Source organism: Dyadobacter jejuensis (assembly GCF_003149085.1).
GTDB lineage: Bacteria > Bacteroidota > Bacteroidia > Cytophagales > Spirosomataceae > Dyadobacter > Dyadobacter jejuensis.
On record NZ_QGDT01000001.1, the window covers coordinates 345,280 to 365,043 of the forward strand.

At 45.4% G+C, this 19,764-nt stretch carries 22 protein-coding genes; 17 read left to right on the plus strand and 5 right to left on the minus strand.

Annotated elements, in window-relative coordinates; all coding sequences use genetic code 11:
• The first annotated feature begins 157 nt into the window (after nucleotides 1–157).
• Entirely contained in the window at nucleotides 158–541 is a 384-nt protein-coding gene (locus CLV98_RS01495) for a TraR/DksA family transcriptional regulator (RefSeq protein ID WP_109672208.1), read from the plus strand.
• Between the two features lie 87 nt (nucleotides 542–628).
• Here the strand turns inward: CLV98_RS01495 and CLV98_RS01500 are convergent, their stop codons facing one another.
• Nucleotides 629–1,849 (minus strand): metallophosphoesterase family protein, encoded by a 1,221-nt coding sequence (locus CLV98_RS01500; protein ID WP_109672209.1) that lies wholly within the window; start codon nucleotides 1,847–1,849, stop codon nucleotides 629–631.
• Nucleotides 1,850–1,894: 45 nt separating this feature from the next.
• Between CLV98_RS01500 and CLV98_RS01505 the strand changes: the two genes are divergently transcribed.
• Complete coding sequence (locus CLV98_RS01505; protein WP_109672211.1) at nucleotides 1,895–2,737, plus strand: polysaccharide deacetylase family protein; 843 nt, start codon at nucleotides 1,895–1,897, stop codon at nucleotides 2,735–2,737.
• 2 nt (nucleotides 2,738–2,739) lie between these two features.
• On the opposite strand, the gene CLV98_RS01510 is transcribed toward CLV98_RS01505, so the two are convergent.
• The 4 genes from CLV98_RS01510 to CLV98_RS01525 all read right to left on the minus strand — a co-directional run bounded on the left by CLV98_RS01510 (nucleotide 2,740) and on the right by CLV98_RS01525 (nucleotide 6,085).
• Nucleotides 2,740–3,852 carry an acyltransferase family protein gene (locus CLV98_RS01510; RefSeq protein ID WP_109672213.1) on the minus strand — a complete coding sequence of 371 codons (1,113 nt, stop codon included), beginning with the start codon at nucleotides 3,850–3,852 and terminating at the stop codon, nucleotides 2,740–2,742.
• A 77-nt stretch (nucleotides 3,853–3,929) separates the two neighbouring features.
• Nucleotides 3,930–4,451, minus strand: coding sequence for a KdsC family phosphatase (locus CLV98_RS01515; RefSeq protein WP_109672214.1), 522 nt, complete (start codon nucleotides 4,449–4,451; stop codon nucleotides 3,930–3,932).
• Nucleotides 4,452–4,511: 60 nt separating this feature from the next.
• A complete protein-coding gene (locus CLV98_RS01520; RefSeq protein ID WP_109673019.1) occupies nucleotides 4,512–5,318 on the minus strand; it encodes a Rossmann-like and DUF2520 domain-containing protein in 807 nt (268 codons plus the stop codon).
• 56 nt (nucleotides 5,319–5,374) lie between these two features.
• Nucleotides 5,375–6,085 carry a 3-keto-disaccharide hydrolase gene (locus tag CLV98_RS01525; RefSeq protein ID WP_109672216.1) on the minus strand — a complete coding sequence of 237 codons (711 nt, stop codon included), beginning with the start codon at nucleotides 6,083–6,085 and terminating at the stop codon, nucleotides 5,375–5,377.
• A gap of 252 nt (nucleotides 6,086–6,337) precedes the next feature.
• Here CLV98_RS01525 and rplM point away from each other — a divergent pair, with 252 nt between their 5' ends.
• The 15 genes from rplM to ftsA all read left to right on the plus strand — a co-directional run bounded on the left by rplM (nucleotide 6,338) and on the right by ftsA (nucleotide 19,729).
• Nucleotides 6,338–6,781 carry a 50S ribosomal protein L13 gene (gene rplM, locus CLV98_RS01530; protein ID WP_109673020.1) on the plus strand — a complete coding sequence of 148 codons (444 nt, stop codon included), beginning with the start codon at nucleotides 6,338–6,340 and terminating at the stop codon, nucleotides 6,779–6,781.
• 3 nt (nucleotides 6,782–6,784) lie between these two features.
• A complete protein-coding gene (gene rpsI, locus CLV98_RS01535; RefSeq protein WP_109672217.1) occupies nucleotides 6,785–7,171 on the plus strand; it encodes a 30S ribosomal protein S9 in 387 nt (128 codons plus the stop codon).
• Between the two features lie 131 nt (nucleotides 7,172–7,302).
• Nucleotides 7,303–8,112 carry a 30S ribosomal protein S2 gene (gene rpsB, locus CLV98_RS01540; RefSeq protein WP_109672219.1) on the plus strand — a complete coding sequence of 270 codons (810 nt, stop codon included), beginning with the start codon at nucleotides 7,303–7,305 and terminating at the stop codon, nucleotides 8,110–8,112.
• Nucleotides 8,113–8,302: 190 nt separating this feature from the next.
• Entirely contained in the window at nucleotides 8,303–9,139 is an 837-nt protein-coding gene (gene tsf / locus CLV98_RS01545) for a translation elongation factor Ts (protein ID WP_109672221.1), read from the plus strand.
• A gap of 167 nt (nucleotides 9,140–9,306) precedes the next feature.
• Nucleotides 9,307–9,909: an RNA polymerase sigma factor gene (locus CLV98_RS01550; protein WP_109673021.1), complete on the plus strand. Its 603-nt coding sequence runs from the start codon at nucleotides 9,307–9,309 to the stop codon at nucleotides 9,907–9,909.
• An 11-nt stretch (nucleotides 9,910–9,920) separates the two neighbouring features.
• Nucleotides 9,921–10,130, plus strand: a complete 210-nt coding sequence (locus tag CLV98_RS01555) for a hypothetical protein (RefSeq protein ID WP_109672222.1) — start codon at nucleotides 9,921–9,923, stop codon at nucleotides 10,128–10,130.
• 39 nt (nucleotides 10,131–10,169) lie between these two features.
• Complete coding sequence (locus CLV98_RS01560) at nucleotides 10,170–11,000, plus strand: mechanosensitive ion channel family protein (RefSeq protein ID WP_109672224.1); 831 nt, start codon at nucleotides 10,170–10,172, stop codon at nucleotides 10,998–11,000.
• A 46-nt stretch (nucleotides 11,001–11,046) separates the two neighbouring features.
• Nucleotides 11,047–11,991 carry a DUF3078 domain-containing protein gene (locus tag CLV98_RS01565; RefSeq protein WP_109672225.1) on the plus strand — a complete coding sequence of 315 codons (945 nt, stop codon included), beginning with the start codon at nucleotides 11,047–11,049 and terminating at the stop codon, nucleotides 11,989–11,991.
• 25 nt (nucleotides 11,992–12,016) lie between these two features.
• Nucleotides 12,017–12,343 carry a large-conductance mechanosensitive channel protein MscL gene (gene mscL, locus CLV98_RS01570; RefSeq protein ID WP_109672226.1) on the plus strand — a complete coding sequence of 109 codons (327 nt, stop codon included), beginning with the start codon at nucleotides 12,017–12,019 and terminating at the stop codon, nucleotides 12,341–12,343.
• 145 nt (nucleotides 12,344–12,488) lie between these two features.
• On the plus strand, nucleotides 12,489–13,853 hold the full coding sequence (gene murD / locus CLV98_RS01575) for a UDP-N-acetylmuramoyl-L-alanine--D-glutamate ligase (RefSeq protein WP_310588684.1): 1,365 nt from the start codon (nucleotides 12,489–12,491) through the stop codon (nucleotides 13,851–13,853).
• Between the two features lie 24 nt (nucleotides 13,854–13,877).
• The gene (locus CLV98_RS01580; protein ID WP_109672228.1) at nucleotides 13,878–15,032 is read left to right on the plus strand and encodes an FtsW/RodA/SpoVE family cell cycle protein; all 1,155 of its coding nucleotides are present in this window, start codon (nucleotides 13,878–13,880) and stop codon (nucleotides 15,030–15,032) included.
• A 5-nt stretch (nucleotides 15,033–15,037) separates the two neighbouring features.
• Nucleotides 15,038–16,159, plus strand: a complete 1,122-nt coding sequence (murG, locus tag CLV98_RS01585) for an undecaprenyldiphospho-muramoylpentapeptide beta-N-acetylglucosaminyltransferase (protein ID WP_109673023.1) — start codon at nucleotides 15,038–15,040, stop codon at nucleotides 16,157–16,159.
• A gap of 3 nt (nucleotides 16,160–16,162) precedes the next feature.
• Nucleotides 16,163–17,551 carry a UDP-N-acetylmuramate--L-alanine ligase gene (gene murC / locus CLV98_RS01590; RefSeq protein ID WP_109672230.1) on the plus strand — a complete coding sequence of 463 codons (1,389 nt, stop codon included), beginning with the start codon at nucleotides 16,163–16,165 and terminating at the stop codon, nucleotides 17,549–17,551.
• Nucleotides 17,552–17,580: 29 nt separating this feature from the next.
• Nucleotides 17,581–18,351 (plus strand): cell division protein FtsQ/DivIB, encoded by a 771-nt coding sequence (locus CLV98_RS01595; protein ID WP_109672232.1) that lies wholly within the window; start codon nucleotides 17,581–17,583, stop codon nucleotides 18,349–18,351.
• The gene (gene ftsA / locus CLV98_RS01600) at nucleotides 18,344–19,729 is read left to right on the plus strand and encodes a cell division protein FtsA (RefSeq protein WP_229203158.1); all 1,386 of its coding nucleotides are present in this window, start codon (nucleotides 18,344–18,346) and stop codon (nucleotides 19,727–19,729) included. The genes CLV98_RS01595 and ftsA overlap by 8 nt, the downstream gene beginning before the upstream one ends.
• The last annotated feature ends 35 nt before the right edge of the window (nucleotides 19,730–19,764 follow it).

Sequence of the window (19,764 nt, forward strand, 5' to 3'; positions counted from 1 at the left end):
TGTTTATGGCTTTCTTGTTTCTCTCCTATTAAGGTAGACTAGGTAGGATTCTGCAGGACCCCATAAAAATGCCTTTCCTGAATCGCGTACCTTTAAGTTAAGAATATGCCATTCGCCATATGACTGAATTATGAGCCTAAATTAATCACTGAAGACTATGCAAGAAGAAAGAACACGTTATTCAGAAGAAGAATTGAAGGAGTTTGAGGAGCTTATTCGAAGCAAGCTGGATAATACCATGAGTGAGCTTAATTACATTAAAACTGGATTAAGTAAGAAAAACGATACGGGTACGGATATCACTTCGGGTGCTAACAAGGCCGTTGAGGATGGAGCCGATGCCAGCGAACGTGAAAATTTAAGCCAACTAGCATCTCGCCTACAAAAGTATGCTATTCAGCTAGAAAACGCCTTGGTGCGCATTAAGAACGGTACCTACGGAGTTTGTATCGATACCGGTAAGTTGATCCCCAAAGAACGCCTTCGTATCGTTCCACACACACAACAAACTATTGAAGCCAAATTGAAAAGGGCCAATTAGTTTTAAATTATTTTGCCAGGTCAGGGCAGCTCTTGTGAGGGCTGCCCTTCCTTTTTACTGGGCCTGGCCCTGCCTGGTAGCGGGGCATCATTCTTCCTGGGTGCCCAATACTTCCTTAAACACCTCCATCAACCCTTCGGAGGGTTGTTGTCCTTTATTTTTACTTTTAAAATAGGCCTCGAAAAGTTGGTCTATACTCAGGCTGAGATCGATTTCGGAATTTGAGTCACCCTCATTCATATTTTTGATTTGAGGGATGATTTGAATGATGCCCTCATGGCAGTCGGTAAGTCGTTTTTTATCGCTGGCTTCCAAATACGTGTCCGACTCCAGGGTAAGCTCAATAAGCTCGTGTTGGTGATCCATCAACCACGCCAGAGCCGTATCCACACCTTTGAATTTAACTCTTTTTAGCCGTTTCCCTGCTTGCAGCTCTATGCGTTGGAAAGACTCTAGTTGGCCGGCTGCCGCATGTAGGAGTACCACATATTTTTGCTGATCGGCTTCGGAGAAGCTATAGGCCAAGGGGCTGCTGGCATACACGATAGGAGCCGGATGGGTGTCGACTACCTGATAGCGATGCAAATGGCCCAGTGCTACGTACTGAAGTCCAGTGGGGAAGTTATGGGTATAAATGGCTTGAGCCCCGCCTATATGCAAAATAGGACGCTCGTCGTCGGGCTCTTCGGGTTCCTCTCCACCTTCTTTCATTACATACAGATGGGTCACTAGCAGATTGAACCCCCGATCGTCGAGGTGCTCCAGGGCCAGTGCCTGCCAGTGTTGTTGGAGGTGATCGCGTAGGGCCGTTTCCTGCTGTTCCGTTCCTAAGAATACCTTAAGACGCTGTTCGTTGGCATAGGGGGTGTGAATAACGCGTAAAGGGATATCACAACGGGGCAAGGACAATTCTATAAACCCAGGTTCCGACTTTGTAATGGCTATTCCGGCTTGAGTCCGAAAAGGCGTGACCGTAGCATTGGGGAACCCTATGAATATGATGCCACATACCCTAGCCAAGGCATCGGGAACTTCTATCCGCTCGGGAGAGTCGTGGTTGCCTGCTATAGCTATAACGGCCCTGCGCCCGTTGTCGGCCAGGCGGTGTAAGGTGGTATAGAGTAGCTCTGTAGCTTCAGATGAGGGGGCGAAGTTATCGAATAAATCGCCGGCAACTACTACGGCATCAACGCTTTGTTTTTCTGCGATCTCACAGATTTCATTTAAAACCAGTCGTTGTTCTGTCAACCTGGAGTAGGTATCTAGTTTTTTGCCTATATGCCAATCGGCCGTATGTAGTATTTTCATAATCAATCGTTATTTTAGCGAAAATAATATAAAGGCTCTACAGATTTGAAAGATTTTGGAATAACATTGACCGTATTAAGCTATCGGCTCCGGAAATTGACCGGTTGGCATCTGTCTTTAGGGCTGCTGTTGCTGCTAGGAGGCTGTGTAACCTCTACCAACGACCCCAGTAAAGGAGGGGTTGCCATTTCTTTCGATGATCATTTTATTGAGGATTGGTATGCTTTAAAACCCATGTTGGATCGGTATGGAGCGAAGGTGACTTTTTTTGTTACCTGTCCCGATAGCCTCACTCCACGGGAAGTATTATTATTAAAATCCTTAGAGGCCGATGGCCATGAGATAGGGTTTCATGGGACCATTCATGGGCGATCTACGGATCTTATAGCCACACAAGGGCCTGAGGGTTATAAGGACATCGAGCTTAGTCCTGGCCTGGGGTATATGTTGGCTGCTGGGTTTACGCCGACCTCCTATGCGCATCCGGGGGGCAACCATAACGAGCGGGTAGACTCCGTACTGCTGGCCGAAGGCTTTAGGATTCAGCGGGACGTGGCCATCGCAAGGCGGACGATGTTTGGGGTTCCCCTGTATCGGATAGCGCCTAAGATAATGCCATGGATCTATAATCCCTTCGACGGGGAGTCTCAGGTCGACGCCCTGTTGATCGATACCGACGGAGGATTGTCGGTAAAGGATATGGAGGAGGCCGTAGGGAAGGCCAAAGCTACCGGTACTGCCCTGATGCTCTTTGGTCACCAGCCGTTGTCAGGGCCTCCTGTCGGAGGGCAATATGGCTTCGATATCGCCTTTTTAGAGGCCATTCTACAGCGTTCTCAGGAAGCAGGCCTGCGCTACTACCGCATGTCGGACCTGGTAGCTCCCTAATGCTACCGACCAAAGTGCTTATCCTTGAAGGCCAAGAGGGGCTTTTCGAAGTAATTGTAAGATATGGTAGAAACGACCACAGATCCTAAGGTAGCTACGAAGTATAATACGATATGATAAGCGGGTCCAGTAACGGCAGGGAGGTAGATTCGCATTATATTGATCACTAGTATTACTACTACCACATGATAGAGGTAAAGTCCATAAGAGATTTTTCCTAAAAAGCTCATTACAGAATTCTCCAGATTGATGATGCTGTTAGGGTTGCAGGAGACGTTCAGAATGAAATATCCAAAGAAAACGGAGTATACTTCAAGAAAGGCTGGGAAGTGAATTCCAGAGAAAAATAGAATCAACAGTATACTATATACGACAACCTGGAGGTCTTTACGAAATAAGACATTGAGAATGTAAAACTTTTGTTTATAGAACAGCCAGGCACATCCTCCGCCTAGGGCCATGATCTGAATACGGAACTGTCCGAAAAAGGTGGCTACGATCTTCCATTTTTCCTCTATGGGGACATCTAGGAGCTGGATTCCTATCCATAGAAATAGGAGAGAGGCCGCTACAAAAAGGAGGATTATAATGGTTTTTCTTTTTGGGTATTTGATAAGCCAGGGCCATAAATAGTAAAATTGTTCTTCTACGCCAATCGACCAGGCCTGTGCGCACCAATAAGGGAGTTCATACAATACAAAAGCATAGTTGGGCAGTACCAGCATCAGCAGGGTGATTCTTTCTGTTGTGTGTCGGTCTAGAACTTCTGCTATGCCTGGGTAGTCGAATAAGCTCAAGTGGGGGAATACGAATAAGCTGAGCAAGACGATTAGGAAGTAGATGGGCCATATTCTAAATACCCTCCGCAAATAAAACTTGCCCGTATCGAGGTCTCCAAACCGGTTTTTTTCGGAGAGCAATAAATAGGTTATCAAAAAGCCACTCAGCACGAAAAACAGTCCTACGCCCAATCTCCCCAAGTGTTGAATGATGGCCCAGTCATAAATGTTCGGCTGGTGCACACCGTGCTTGGCTTGTTCGATATGGTGGAAAAGAACCATAAGGCTAGCAATACAACGGATACCGTTGAGGTTGGGGAAATAATGTTTAGTCATAGCTGGCAAGAAGGGAGTGCGTAATTGGTATAGTTGGGTATGGGCGTATCCGTGCTATAAGTGGTAAACGTGGCGGGCTATTTGAACCAACGCATCCAGGTGTCCTGAGCCTTCATGACCCGTTCCACTAGGTCACGGACGGCGCCTTGCCCCCCATTTTTTGGTGATATATAATCGGCAATTTCGAGGATTTCGGGGCTGGAGTCGGCCGGACAAGCTCCCATTACTCCGGTAAGCATGACTTCGTAGTCGGGTAAGTCGTCGCCCATAAACACCACCTCGTCCTCGGTCAGTTGATTGTCGGCCATGTATTTTTGGTAGATGGGCAATTTTCCATCGGGTGAAGCACCTATAAATATATCGGTAATGCCCAGATATTCCAGACGTTTGCGGACTCCTACCTGATTTTGAGCGGAAAGTATAGCCACTCTGTAGCCCATTTTAATGGCCCGGTTTATGCCGTAGCCATCTTTTACGTTAAAGATTCGAGCCTGTTCCCCACTTTCGAGGGCCAGTACACTACCATCGGTCATAACACCATCGATATCGAAAATAAAGGTAGAAATTCTTTTAAAACGTTCGTCAGCAGTAATATCCATAGGGGTCAGTTTTCTTTATATTGCAAATATAACCGAACTTTTTTGTCAACATTCAATATGTCAAGAATTGGTTGTATGTCTTTTTTGAATATTTTGAGTAATGAGTCTGTAGATTTGGGTGTAGTCGGGGTCTAGTTCATCGAGGTATTCCAGGTGTTTGTTGATGGTTTCATAATCCCCTCTTTTGGCTGGGCCGGTCAGGGCATCATGGAGATTGGGGGCTTCAATGGCCTTTTGTATGGAGGCTCCTATGAGGGGTTTAAGGAGCTGGAAGTCTAGGGATTCGTTTTGTATTAAATCATGAGAGAGAGCCAGTAATTGGGTGGTAAAATTACTGGCAAAAACCGCCGCAACATGATAGACGAGCCGCTCGAAGGAATTCATGGTCCGAACGTGATGGCTTACCGTCCTGGCCAAATCCAATAGAATTGTTTCGGTGTCGGCATCTCGGGATTCCACACAGAAGGGAATCTCCTCATAGTCCAGGGGGATTTCTTTGGTGAAGGATTGTAAGGGGTAAAGTATTCCGGTCTGGACGGCTACGTCGCTATAGATATCGACCAGATTTTGGAGTTCGGCTAGGGTAGTAGTCCCGGACGTATTGGCTAAGATCACGTTTTCGGGGAGGACGATTTGTTGCATTACCTCTTCGAGGGCGTGGTCGGTAACGGCCAATAGGATCAGGTCGGCTTGGCTATCCGAAAAGTTGAGGGAGTCTATCAGGTCGGTATCGTAGAGTTGAGACACCAGTTTGGCTCCGTTTTCAGGGTTTCGGCTGTACACTTCTCCTATCCAGTGGCCTGCCTCTTCGAAAGCCATGGCCAAGTGCCAAGCCACATTTCCAGAACCTACTATCGATATTTTCATATTCATGTGATGATTTTGCTTGGTCCAATTTAAAGGGTCCTTTTAATTTTAGCAAATCAATGCACCAAGGGGGCGGTTTGTTCGGCGCTGGTAATGCCACTGGGGAGTTCCAGAATCCGGATATTTCGGAAGTGGATTTCTGCTCCTTCCGCCTCTAGGCAGATATACCCTTTTTTGCGTTCTGAAGCCCGGAGTCCATTCACAAATTTTCCGTTTACCGACAGCTTTACCACTCCATCTACACATACCACCACGTATTTATTCCATTCGCCTTTGGGTTTACATCTTTTTTCTAAGGATTTGCTCCTTATTCCCCTAGGGTTATCGGGGATGGCCTTCATGCCCATGGTAGGGAATACCTCTCCATGCACGTAATCGTCGGTAACCTGATGCATAGGGGAATAGGCGAGTTCGAGCATTTGAATTTCTATGGCTTTGGTAAGCGGGTCGTCTTCGAAGGGCGTACCTTCACTCCAGACGAACACTCCGGAATTGCCGCCGTCCTCCATATGTTTCCACTCTACTTCTAAGATAAAGTTTTCGTATTGCCGATCGGTGCGCATGACGCCAATCGGCAACCCGGAGCATATGAGCTCGTTATTCCGGACTTTCCAGGTATCGGCAGCCGTATTGACGTTGACCCAGCCGGCTAGGTCCTTCCCATTGAAGAGGGGTTTGAATTGTAGGGCTTCTTGGGCTTGAGTAGCGTAGGGTAATAAAAACAAAAGGGAGAGTGCCCAATGGTAGCAGGCATTTTTAGAAATCATAGGCTTGTAAAATATAAATTCGTTGCGGATTATCCCTTAGATAAGCCGAGGAAAGGGTGTAAATACTGGTTAAATTGGGGATATACTGACCACGATTTTTGGGTTGCTAGTAACTTATACGAGAGTTGGAGGCGAAATTTCGAACATATTTGTAAATCAAAAAGTTAAACGCTATATTTGCACTCCATTTTCCAGTGAGCTGTACTCACTGGAGTGTAAATTATTGAAAATCAATTAAATTTTTTGTTAATCGTGGATACGTTAAGCTACAAAACCATCTCGGCGAACAAAAACACAGTGAACAAGGAGTGGATCGTGGTTGATGCCAAGGATGCAGTTTTGGGTCGTTTGGCCAGTGAAGTTGCAAAAATGATCAGAGGCAAGCACAAGACCAATTATACTCCCCATGTTGATTGTGGTGATAACGTGATCGTTATCAACGCCGACAAAATTAAGTTGACCGGTAAGAAGATGTCGGACAAGGTATATGTTCGTCATACAGGATACCCAGGGGGTCAACGTTTTCAAACTCCTCGCGAGTTGCTCGAAAAACACCCAGAACGTGTGGTCGAGAAGGCCGTAAAAGGCATGCTTCCTAAAAATCGTTTAGGTCGTCGTTTGTTCACCAATCTGTTTGTTTATGCTGCTGGAGAGCATCCACATAGCGCTCAGCAGCCCAAAGAAATCCAGTTGTAATTCATGGAAGTTATCAACACAATAGGTAGAAGAAAAACTGCTGTGGCCCGTATTTATCTTACGCCCGGCAAAGGAGAAATCAAGGTAAATGGCCGTGATTTCAAGGAATATTTTCCGTTTGAAGTGCATCAGATCGTGCTTCAACAGCCATTTGCTACATTGAGCGAAGGCAACGGGTATGACGTCAAAGTGAATGTAAGAGGTGGTGGTGTTACGGGACAAGCTGAGGCTATCCGTATGGCCGTTTCTAGAGCTTTGGTTGAGTACAACGGAGAGAACCGTCCAGCGTTGAAGAAAGAAGGATTCCTAACGCGTGATCCACGTATGGTAGAACGTAAGAAATACGGTCGCCGGAAAGCACGTCGTAGATTCCAGTTCTCGAAACGTTAATATTTCGGTATATGCGTATGGCTTCTTAACCGAATGGCCCTACGCAAGCTGAATAGTCCAGGCAGTACTTATCGTGCCCGATGTGCTGTGCTGCGTATTCAAATTATTAATATTTTAAATCAAACTAGGCAATGGCACAGTTAGAATATAAAGATTTATTGGATGCAGGTGTGCATTTTGGCCACCTTACCCGCAAGTGGGATCCACGGATGGCTCCATATATATTTATGGAGAAGAACGGGATCCACATCATTGACCTGAACAAAACGTTGAGCTGCTTGGATCAAGTAGAAGTAGCCATCAAACAAATCGTTCGTTCAGGACGTAAGATCATGTTTGTAGCCACCAAAAAACAAGCTCAAGAGATCGTTTCGGAAGAAGCAAGAAGGTTGAAAATGCCTTATGTTACCGATCGTTGGTTGGGTGGTATGCTTACAAACTTTGGTACGATTCGCAAGTCTTTGAAGAAAATGCAGACACTTGAGAAGATGCTAAAAGACGAAACCACGGTTAGCAATATTGCGAAGAGAGAACGCCTGATGCTTACACGTGAAAAGGACAAACTGGAGCGCGTATTGGGTGGTGTAGCGGACCTAACGCGCCTACCAGCGGCACTTTTCATCGTTGATGTAAAACGCGAGCACATTGCCGTATCGGAGGCAAAGAGATTGAACATCCCTATTTTTGCCATTTGCGATACGAACTCAAACCCTGAATTGGTAGATTTCCCAATCCCTAGCAATGATGATGCCTACAAGGCCATTTCATTGATTACCCTAGCGGTAGGTAAAGCCATAGAAGAAGGCCTTATGGAGCGCAAGCAAGATAAGGACGATCAGCGTTTGGCGGAAGAAGAGGAAGCCAAAAGACAAGCCGATAAGGCTCAGTCCGAAGTAGAGGCCTCTGCACCGGCACCGGCAACGGAAGGTGACGCAGAATAATTAGGGCGATAAGGAAGGGCTTTTAAAGAAGCCGTTCTGTCTGAATATAGAAAATAGCCCATAGCCTCCATGCTATGGGCTATTATTTTTAGAATATATTTTTTGTGTAAAATTTATATTCTGATAATGACCTATTGGATAGATAAGTCGTTATAGTGGGTTAATAAAGAAAAAAACATAAAACAAGATCATGGCAATTACTGCACAAGATGTAAACAAGCTGCGCCAGATGACCGGTGCTGGTATGATGGATTGTAAGAAGGCTCTTCAGGAAGCTGAAGGTGATTTTGACAAAGCGGTGGATATATTACGCAAGCAAGGCCAGAAAGTGGCGGCTAAGCGTGCCGACAACGCCGTTTCTGAAGGAACCGTATTGGTGCATATCAGCGAGGATGGTACCCATGGTAAATTGGTAGCATTGGCTTGCGAAACCGAACCGGTATCCAACGTAGAAGATTTTAAAAACTTGGCTCAAAGCATCCTGAGTGCGGCCGTTTCTGGTGACGTTCAGTCGAAAGAAGCTTTGTTGACTACCGTATTGGCCGACGGACGCCCTGTATCGGAGCATATGATCGACCTTACTGGTAAGCTTGGAGAGAAATTAGAGATTATCGCTTTCGAAACAGCACAAGCCGACAAAGTGGTTCCTTATATCCACTCCAATGGTAAATTGGGCGTTCTGGTAGCCTTTGATGGCGTGAATGGTGTAGACGTTGCCGACCTAGGCAAAGACGTAGCCATGCAGATCGCCGCTATGAAGCCTATCGCTTTGGATAAAGACGAGGTAGATTCGGCAACTGTAGAACGCGAAATAGAAGTAGGAAAAGACCAGGCTCGCGCCGAAGGTAAGCCCGAAGCTATGTTGGAGCGTATTGCACAAGGTAAGCTTCAGAAATTCTATAAGGATAATACCTTGTTGAATCAGGAGTTTGTTAAGGATTCTTCTTTGACTATCCGTCAACTTTTAGAGAAAACAGCGAAGGGTCTTACCGTGAAATCCTTTAAACGTGTAGCGATTGGTGCATAATTTAGCATTAATTCTTATATAATTATCAATAACGCTTGGCTACTACTTGTATGCCAAGCGTTGTTTTTTGATATTTACGGAAAATTTATCCGTTTGCCCAAAAGTTAATACCTTTATACTGACTGGATATTGCACACTAAATGAATAAAGCTTCAAAGTTCCAAGCCGTGAAAAGTCATACCGATGAAGAGTTGGTGAGTTTGTTCGTGCAGTCTCAACAAAACAAATATTTTGAAGTACTCTACGAGCGCTACTCCGATAAGGTATTTCAAAAATGCCTTTCTTTTGTGAAGGACACGGCCAAGGCCGAAGACCTTACCCACGATATATTCTTGAAGCTGATTTTTAAGCTCGGTACTTTCAAACAAGATGCCAAGTTCTCCACCTGGCTCTACAGCATTACGTATAATCAATGCATGGATCAGCTCAGAACCTACAAAAAAAGAGGGGAAGTCACTAGTGATGAGCCTATAGAAGTACAGGATGATGTAGATTTGGATACCATTTTTGACGGGGAAGATGTGCAAGTCAAAAATTTGAAGCTCGCCATGAGCCACCTTACAGTCGATGAAAAAGGGATCCTGTTTATGAAATACATGGACGATATGAGTATTAAAGATATCGCCACCGTCTTTGATATAACAGAAAGTGCCGTTAAAATGCGGTTGTTACGTTCCAGAGAAAAACTTAGGAAGAAGTACCTAGAAACCATCGTGTTCTTGGGAGTTCTCGCAGTAAAGCTTATTGAAATAATACGTGCAATCGTTTAACCCGAATCGTTATGCCGAAAGGTAATGATATTTTTAAGGAAATAGCTCCTGATGAAAAAGTCCCAGAGTATCTAAAGACTGCTTTGGTCAGCGAAGTAAACACGATTCGCGACGCTATGCACATTCTAAACCATTTTACAGAAAACTTTTTGGGAAGTTTTGTCGCCCTTATTTCTCCCGACGACCAAGCGCCCGAGGGAACCGATCGTTCCGAGGATTAGCCTCTTCATGTATAGCACTATAACCATTATCTTACTTCTATGAATAATTTTCCAAACATAACCGAAATCCTTCTTAATACCTTCAATACACTCATTAGCCAGTTCGTCGAATTTGTACCTCGGGTGATCGGATGTATTGTTATTTTATTGATTGGATATTTGGTGGCCCGAGGGGTGCGTATCGTCATCTCTCAGCTCCTGAGTAGGGTGGGCTTAGATAGGGTCGGTGACAAGCTCAATGAAATTGATATCATCAAAAAGCTTAAAACTGAGGTAAAGCTTAGTGACATCGTAGCTACGATCCTGTACTACTATATTTTGTTGATCTTCCTAACTTTCGCCGCCGATACCTTAGGGGTCGATACCATCACCAATATGGTTTTATCCTTGGTTGGTTTTATCCCTAAGCTGATTGCCGGGGCTATTATGCTCCAAGTAGGAATCATGCTTTCCGATGCGCTCAAGACGGGCGTGGTGTCTATATGTAAGTCCTTCAATATTTCCGCAGCCAAATTAATAGGGAATATTGTTTTCGTATTTTTCCTGGTAATTACCTTTATTACGGCTTTGGGTCAAATAGGCATTGAAACCGCCCTATTAGAATCTAGCTTCACCATCATATTCGGTGGCGCCATCGCCGCCTTCGGACTGGGCTATGGGATCGCTTCTCGCGATGTGTTGGCCAATATCATATCGTCCTTCTACAGCCGCAAAAACTATCAAGTGGGCCAGGTCATAAAAATTGGGACGGTGAAAGGGGTGATTTCAAAAATCGATACTACATCGGTTACCGTAGTCAATGAGACGGCTACCACCATTATCCCGCTGCAAATGTTCCAAAACACCCAAGTAGAAGTCTATAATAGTTAAGCATTTTATTTTATTTACACACCAATCCATATTAATTATTGCCTTTATGAAATATTATTTCGCACCATTCTTTACCCTGTTGCTTGCTGTTTTGGTTCAGGCAACTCCTTCTCTGGCGCAAAAAGTAGATTTGACCAACGAACTCAATAAGTCCAAATTGTCGGTGGCCAAAGATACCACTTACCGAAAAATCGAATTTGGTGCCAATCTTAACCAGGGCTCTTTTAGTACCAACTGGACTGGTGGTGGGGTCAACGCAGTGGCCTTGGGTCTGTTTTTTAATGCCTTAAGTCTCAATAAAAAGGGAGTGCATTCCTGGAGAAACGATTTCCAATCTCAATATGGTATCGTGAAGAACAGAGGCCAGGAGAGCCGTAAGAATGTGGATAAAATATATTTTGATACCAAGTATAATCGGGAGCTGAACTCCAAATGGAGCCTCTTCGCCAATTTTAACTTCCTTTCGCAGTTTGGGAAAGGATACGAGTACATCACCCCAGTCGACTCCGTCGAATACCGCAACCACGTTTCTGGGCTTTTCTCACCTGCTTACTTAACCGAAGCCATAGGTATCGAATATAAACCTGTTTCTTATTTCTTTGTAGACTTTGCACCAGCCGCACTTCGACAGACCATCGTACTGGATGACGACATCAAAAAATCGGTTCCTACCAATTATGGTGTGCCTTACGATAAGAAATTGAGGAATGAAGTGGGTATTATCCAGTTAGTTGCTAACTTTGATAAAGACATAGCTAAGGATGTAAACCTTAAGTTTAGATATTTGGTGTATACTTCCTATAGTAAAAATTCCATTACCGATAAAAGAGAATTCAATGGCGACCATCGTCTAGATGCCTCCATCAATGCCAAAATTGCTAAGTATTTCAACGTTAATTTAAGTGCTATTGTCGTATATGACAAGGACCAGGCATCCAAAGTACAGTTTGCCCAAGGACTTGGAGTTGGCTTTTTATATCAGATCAAATAATCATATCAACTAACTATTTAAGCGTATGTTACAAGAATTTAAGACCTTTATCGCTAAAGGGAACGTATTGGATTTGGCAGTCGGTGTTGTAATTGGAGCCGCATTTGGAAAAATTACTACCTCATTGGTAGAGGATATCTTAAACCCAATTTTGGGGCTGGTGATTGGCGGAGCCGATCTTACTAACCTGAAGTATGTACTGAAGGAAGCCGTTGGAGAAACCCCTGAAGTATCCATTAACTATGGTAACTTTATACAGACCATTATCCAGTTCTTATTGGTTGCATGGGTGATATTCTTAGTCGTTAAAGGAGCGAATAAAATGCGCTTGACCGAGAAAAAAGAGGAATAATAACTCGTAAGCATAAAAAAAGGGGCATGTTCGCATGCCCTTTTTTTATGCTACAATATTTTTTGGGGCCTGCTCATACAACTTCCCTTAAAAAAATTCTACCTTCGTGTTTTAGCCATTCTTGTATATAAATTCATTGAAAATCGTGCCCAAACAAGTAGCAATTTTAGGTGGTGGAGAAAGTGGTGTTGGTGCGGCAATACTGGCAAAAAAAGAGGGATATCAGGTTTTTCTTTCCGACAGTCAGGCTATATCGGCCCGTTATCGGTCGGTGTTGCACGAAAATGACATCGCCTATGAGGAAGGAGGGCATAGCCCCGACCGAATCCTGGCTGCTCAGCTCGTTATAAAGAGCCCGGGGATTCCTGACCATGTTCCGCTGCTGGTGGAGGTAAGGGACCTAGGAATTCCTGTAGTGTCCGAAGTCGAATTTGCCAGCTGGTATACGTCGGCTCGGCTGATAGCCATTACGGGCAGTAATGGAAAAACGACGACCTCCTTGTTAACCTACCATTTGTTGAAGTCGGCAGGGCTTCATGTCGGCCTGGCCGGTAACGTCGGCGACAGCTTCGCCTGGCAGGTGGCACAGCATCAGTTCGATTATTACGTATTGGAGGTAAGTAGTTTTCAGCTCGATAATATTCAGAAATTTAGGCCCCATATTTCGGTGATTCTCAACATCACCCCGGATCATCTCGACCGGTACGAGCATGACTTCCACAAATATGTGGATTCGAAATTTCGGATTACCGAAAACCAAACCACCGAGGATCTTTTGATTTACTTTGCCGATAGTGAAGTGCTGGACTCTGAGCTTCAAAAACGCGATTTGCCGGTGCGTACGGTAGCGGTTTCCTTAGAAACCCCAATTGAGCAAGGGGGGTATTGGGCCAATGACCAACTCTTAAGCCAAATAGATGGGAAATCTTTTACGGTACCCTACGGCCAATTGCCAATAAAAGGCCCACATAATGCCGTGAATGCCTTGGTGGCTATTACGATAGGGCTTCAGCTAGGCCTTGACGCGGAGTCTATCCATACCGCTTTGCAGACATTCGTAAATGCACCCCATCGCTTGGAGCCGGTGGCGGTGATCGATGGCGTGACTTATATCAATGACTCCAAGGCCACCAATGTCGATTCGGTTTATTATGCCTTAGGGAGTTTCGATAAACCGATTATTTTGATTGCCGGTGGGGTGGACAAGGGCAATGATTATAGCCAAATCGAACCCTTGGTGCGGGAAAAGCTAAAGGGCTTGATCGTACTCAGTCCGCATTTTGAGAAACTTCAGTCGTACTTCGAAAGCATGGTGCCAGCGTTCTTTGTAACCCAGGACCTGCAAGAGGCCATTGCCAAAGCAGCCCAATGGGCCGAGCCGGAAGATGTTGTCCTATTGTCGCCGGCCTGTGCCAGTTTCGATTTGTTTAAGAATTATCAGGATCGAGGCGATCGGTTCAAAATGGCCGTTAGGGACTACGCCAACTCAAGAAAGGACCTGCATTTATAACATCCACTATACTAGAAAGTTGCCATGGAGGCTTTGATAAGAATTAAGGATAGCACCCAGCATTGGTTTGCAAGGAACCTGAAAGGGGATCGATGGATCTGGTTTATATGTATTATCATGCTCTTATGGAGTATTGTGGTGGTATACAGCGCGAGTGTTAAGGATGCTTACAGTCATAAGCAGGGGGATACAGAGTATTACCTGTTGAAGCACTCTTTCCTGTGTTTTATGTCCCTGGTCATCATGTATGTGATCCATAAGATTCCGTACATAAAATTTATTTACGTCACTAGAATTGCCGTTTGGAGTTCCATCTTTTTATTGATTTTTACGTTTTTCTTCGGGACTTCCGTCAATGAAGCTTCCCGGTGGATAGAGGTGCCCATTATAGGGCAGCGGTTCCAGCCTTCCGAATGGGCCAAAGTGGCACTAGTGGCGCACCTTTCCCTGATATTGGCGCGTCATATAAAAGGGGGTTGGAATCCTCGAGAATTATTTACGGAGCCGCTAGCCCTGGTGGGCGTGGTTTGCGGGCTTATATTTACCAGCAATGTGTCCACCGCCATGATGCTCGCCGGTATCTGTTTCTTGCTGATGTTTGTAGGGAAGGTCCCTATAAAATACCTGGTACTGACGGCCATTGGCGTTGTGTTCTGTGCCGCGGTGGCTATTTTGCTCAATTCGACCCAGCGGTCGGGGACTGCCCAAAACAGGATCGCCTCCTTTTTAGATAAAGATGTGGTCGTGTATCAGTCCCAACAATCCTATATGGCCATGGCCCGGGGCGGATTGTACGGCGAAGGAGTGGCCAAAAGCCGGCAACGTCGTTTTTTACCCGAGCCTCAAAAAGATTTTATTTTTGCAGTAGCAGTGGAAGAGTACGGTACTATTGGAGGGATGGTACTCATCTCTTTCTATTTAATCATACTCTATAGGGGGCTAAAAGCCATAGAAGTTACCAAGCGTCCATTTGGTGGGTTGCTGTCGGCTGGGCTGACCTTTACGGTGGTAAGCCAGGCTTTTTCGGCTATGGCCGTTACGGTAGGCCTAGTTCCCGTCACAGGACAGACCCTTCCTTTTTTTAGTCAGGGAGGGACCTCCTTGCTGTTTACAGGCATAGCCATGGGAATGATACTGAGTGTAAGCCGTGGAGAAAATGTCGAAGAACAAAGATTATAATGGGTATGTCAACGAAAATAATAATAAGTGGAGGGGGGACCGGAGGGCATATCTATCCGGCCGTGGCCATAGCCAATGCTTTACGGGAATTGGAACCCGGCATAGAGCTGCTGTTTGTGGGGGCCGAAGGCAAAATGGAAATGGAAAAGGTGCCCAAGGCGGGGTACGCTATTGTAGGCTTACCCATCGTGGGCATACAGCGCCAATGGACGCTTGCCAACCTGGCTTTCCCTTATAAGCTTATCAAAAGTTTGAATAAAGCTCGCAAGGTTATAAAGGATTTTAGGCCATCCGTTGCGGTGGGTGTAGGGGGCTTTGCTAGTGGGCCTCTTCTGTTGGTAGCCTCGGCCATGGGAATTCCGACCCTCATTCAGGAACAGAATTCTTATGCGGGAATAACCAACAAAGTGTTGTCAAAATGGGCTAAAAAAATCTGTGTAGCCTACCCCAATATGGAGCGTTTTTTTCCTAAGGAGAAAATTTTATTCTTTGGGAATCCTGTGCGGAGTGATATCATAAATATAGATCAAAAAAGAGAAGCGGCAGCCCAGCATTTTGGTCTAAAAGCCGATAAACAGACCCTGTTGATCATTGGTGGAAGTCTAGGAGCGAGGAGTATCAATAGGAGCTTACTCCAGGGGCTTCAGCGCCTGGCTGACGCTGGCTACCAGGTCATATGGCAGACGGGCAAGGACTTCGATGGACAGGCCCAAGAAGCCTTGCAAGGGTTAAAGTGTCCTGGAATCCAGTCTTATCCCTTTATTTATGAGATGGACCTGGCCTATGCCATGGCTAATGTAGTGATATCCAGGGCCGGTGCCCTGTCGGTGTCGGAGCTGTGCTTGGCCGAAAAGCCGGCTATATTGGTGCCCTATCCCTTTGCCTCGGAGGACCACCAAACCCAGAATGCCTTAAGCCTGGTGGAACAGAAAGCCGCTATCATGGTGAAAGATGAGCAGGCGGGGGAAAGGTTGCTGGATACGGCTATTGAGCTGCTCCATAACGAACCATTACAACGGGAATTATCCCATAATATTCGCAGCTTCGCTCAGCCACAGGCAGCGGCTTGCATAGCAAAGGAGATACTGGCGTTAGTCCATTCGAAAAAATCAAAAACGGAGTCTTGAGTGATGATGAAGTATAAAAATATTTATTTTGTTGGGATTGGAGGGATAGGAATGAGTGCATTGGCACGGTGGTTTAATACCAACGGATACCGAGTAGCAGGGTATGACAAAACAGCCACGCCCCTAATCGGGGCATTGGAGTCGGAAGGTATTGAAGTCACCATAGAGGACACTATTGAAAGTATTCCGGCTTCTTTTTTATCCGATTCACAGGAAACTCTGGTCGTGTATACCCCCGCTATACCGGTGCGTCATGTGCAAATGAATTATTTTAAAGAGCAAAATTATATGATCCTGAAGCGTTCCCAAGTGTTGGGTATGTTGGCTGGGAATATGCGTACCGTAGGGGTAGCTGGGACTCATGGAAAAACGACAACGTCCTCTATGATAGCCCATATGCTTCGTTCGGCAGGGGTCAATAGCACTGCATTTCTGGGTGGTATCACCCAGAACTATGGAAGTAATATGCTGATGAATGAACGGACCGATCGGCTTCAAGACGTAGTATGCGTGGTGGAAGCCGATGAGTTTGACCGTTCTTTCCTAACGCTCTTTCCTGAAGTGGCTGTGGTAACATCTACAGATGCTGACCACCTCGATATTTATGGAAAGCATGAAGAAATGTTGGTTTCATTTGCTGACTTTGTGGGGCAGATAGAGCCAGAGGGCCTATTCATCATGCGGTTCGGCTTGCCCCTTGCCAGCGCCTCTAAGGCATCTATATGGACTTATTCCCTGCAAGATGGGGATATACACACGGCCAATTTAAGAATAGAAAATGCTCGGTTTGTCTTCGATCTGATATACCCTGAAGGTGTCATCGCCGAGGTTAGCATGCGGGTGCCAGGATATCATAATATAGAAAACGCCCTGGCTACGGCGGCAGTAGGTTTGTATCTGCAACTGCCCCCTCATGAAATAAAAAGCGCACTAGAGAGTTATAAGGGGGTAAAAAGAAGGTTTGAATACCATATTGAGCGAGAGGATTTGGTATATATCGACGATTATGCCCATCATCCTACCGAAATCACCGCCCTATTAAATTCGGTGAGGGCTTTATACCCCAATAGGAAGTTGACTGTGGTATTTCAGCCACACTTGTTTACCAGGACGCGGGATTTTATTGACGGCTTCGCCGAAAGCCTTTCCAATGTAGATCAACTCATCTTATTGGACATCTATCCTGCTCGTGAAGAACCCATCGAAGGGGTAAATTCGGAGTGGTTATTGAGCAAAGTGAAAATAGAAAATAAGGTTTTGGTGACAAAGTCGGAACTTTTGAATAACTTGAATGCAAATGAATTGGAATTATTAGTAACCCTTGGTGCCGGTGATATTGATAGCCTTGTACGGCCTATTCAAAATTTATTGGGGAAACCATTAACTAAATAAATGGCTATTGCGCTTTTAAAATTACTAAGATGTTACGTAAATTTGATAATCCTTGGCACTTTTTTAAAAAAAGCATCTGGTTTATTTTGCCCGGTTTAGGAATTGGGATGGCGGAGCATCGTATTGATAATCAGCGTTGTGTGAATTTGGTGATCGATGTGAAGGGGGATCTTAGTACCAATTTTCTAAACCAGCGCGATATTTTATTGCTGGCGACGGATGGAGGTGGTGCTCCTTTAACGGGGGCTAAGCTGGGAGAAATCAACTTGGCCGATGTGGAAAAAAGGATTGCCAAGAATAAATTAATTAAGAAATGTGAGGTTTTTCGTGACCTAAAGGGGAATATTGTAGTAAACGTAGAGCAGCAAAAACCATTGGCAAGGTGGATCAATACTTCCCAGACGGGGGAGTGGCGCAGCGCATCGGGGAAGTACCTCAATGAAAATGGCCAGTTTTTCCCTTTGTCCGATAGCTTTTCTGCTCGGACCCTATTGTTATCGGGTCCTTATTTTGACCAGTTGAAAGGCCTAGAGCAAAATAGCAACCTCATGGAGATGCTGCGTTTTTTGGACACGGACCCTTTTTGGAAGGCTCAAGTGACCCAGATGCATATCGATAAGGACGGAGAGATCAGCTTGTTCACCCTTTTGGGCGATCAGCGTGTGGAGTTTGGAGAGGCCGAAGGCTATGTTCAAAAATTGGATAAATTACGGTTATTTTATAACAAAGTACTTAGCCAAGATTGGGGCAGGTATTCTAAGATTATAGTTAAATTTCAAGATCAAATCGTATGTGAATAATAATTCACTCATCAGCATGGCACAGGAAAACATTGTAGTAGGAGTAGATATTGGGAGTACTAAAATAGCCGTGGTAGCTGCGCAATTGCCAGTTTCTGGGGCTTTTCAAAATACGATCGAAATATTGGGATTTAGTGAGGTGCTAATGCCGACAGGAGCCGTAGTGAACGGTTCTGTAGAAAATATAAAACAAGTAGGGAAAGCCATCAGGACCGCTCTAGCCGAGACGGCCCTTTTGTCCGATTTAGATATTGGGATTGTCAATGTAAGCTTTGGGGGTACTCATGTGAAAGTGACCGCCCAGAGCGACGGAGTGTTAAGGCCTTCCGCTTCTACCGGCGAAGAGGTGACCCAGAAAGACGTAGACCAGCTCGTCGAGGATATGTACAGGGCCAAAACGGAGCCTAACTTCGAAGTGTTGCATGTGTTGCCCATGGACTTTGTAGTGGATAACTCGGCAGGGGTGAAGGAACCCGTGGGCCGAACTGGAATAAAGCTAGGCGCCAATTTTTTGGTCGTATCGGGCAATAATCAATCCATCCAAAGGACGCGTAAGAGCCTGCTGGATGCAGACGAAAATTTGCGCTACGACAAAATGATCTTCGCACCCTTGGCCACAGGCCTCGCCGTGTTGACGGGCAATGAAATGAAGGCCGGCATAGCCTTGGTCGATATTGGAGATCATACCACCGATCTTATTATTTATCAGGACAAGATCGTTAGGCATATCGTTTCGTTCCCTATTGGTGGAAGGCACCTGACCAATGATTTATCGATAGGTTGTGGTATACAGCCCGAAAATGCGGAGCAGCTCAAGAAAGTTTATGGAGCCGCTATCTCAGAAGATATCCCACTGAATGTGGAGATTTTAGTCAACTTCTTGGCAGGGCGACCTCCCAAGCAAGTGCTTAAAAAGAACGTAGCCCTCATACTTGAGGAACGCCTGAAGGAAATAGCCGCTATGGTATATGCGGAAATATTGAATTCGGGATATGAAGAAAAGTTAATTGGTGGTATTGTCCTTACGGGCGGTACGGCCAATATTCCGGACATTGAATTGTTATTCGAAAAAGTTACTAATCTGTCGGTAAGGGTAGGTTTTCCAGAAAATCTGGCACATACCTCCAAGGCCGACGCTGTGAGTAATTCCTCTTTCACAACGGCCATAGGCTTAGCCTGGGCAGGTGTGCAGTCGATCGATCCGCGCGTCAAGTCCGTTTGTAAACCCTCTCAAGAAGAACCAGTAAAGCAAGCCCCTCCAGCCGTGGCAGCGGGGCAAAGAACACAGGAAAAAGTAAAAACAGAGCCCAAAAAAACAGGATTGAGTTTTTGGGAAAGTTTGCTTGGGAGAAATGATCAGCAAACGGATGAGTATTAGCAATTGAACAGGGGACCTCGTAATTTACGTAGCAC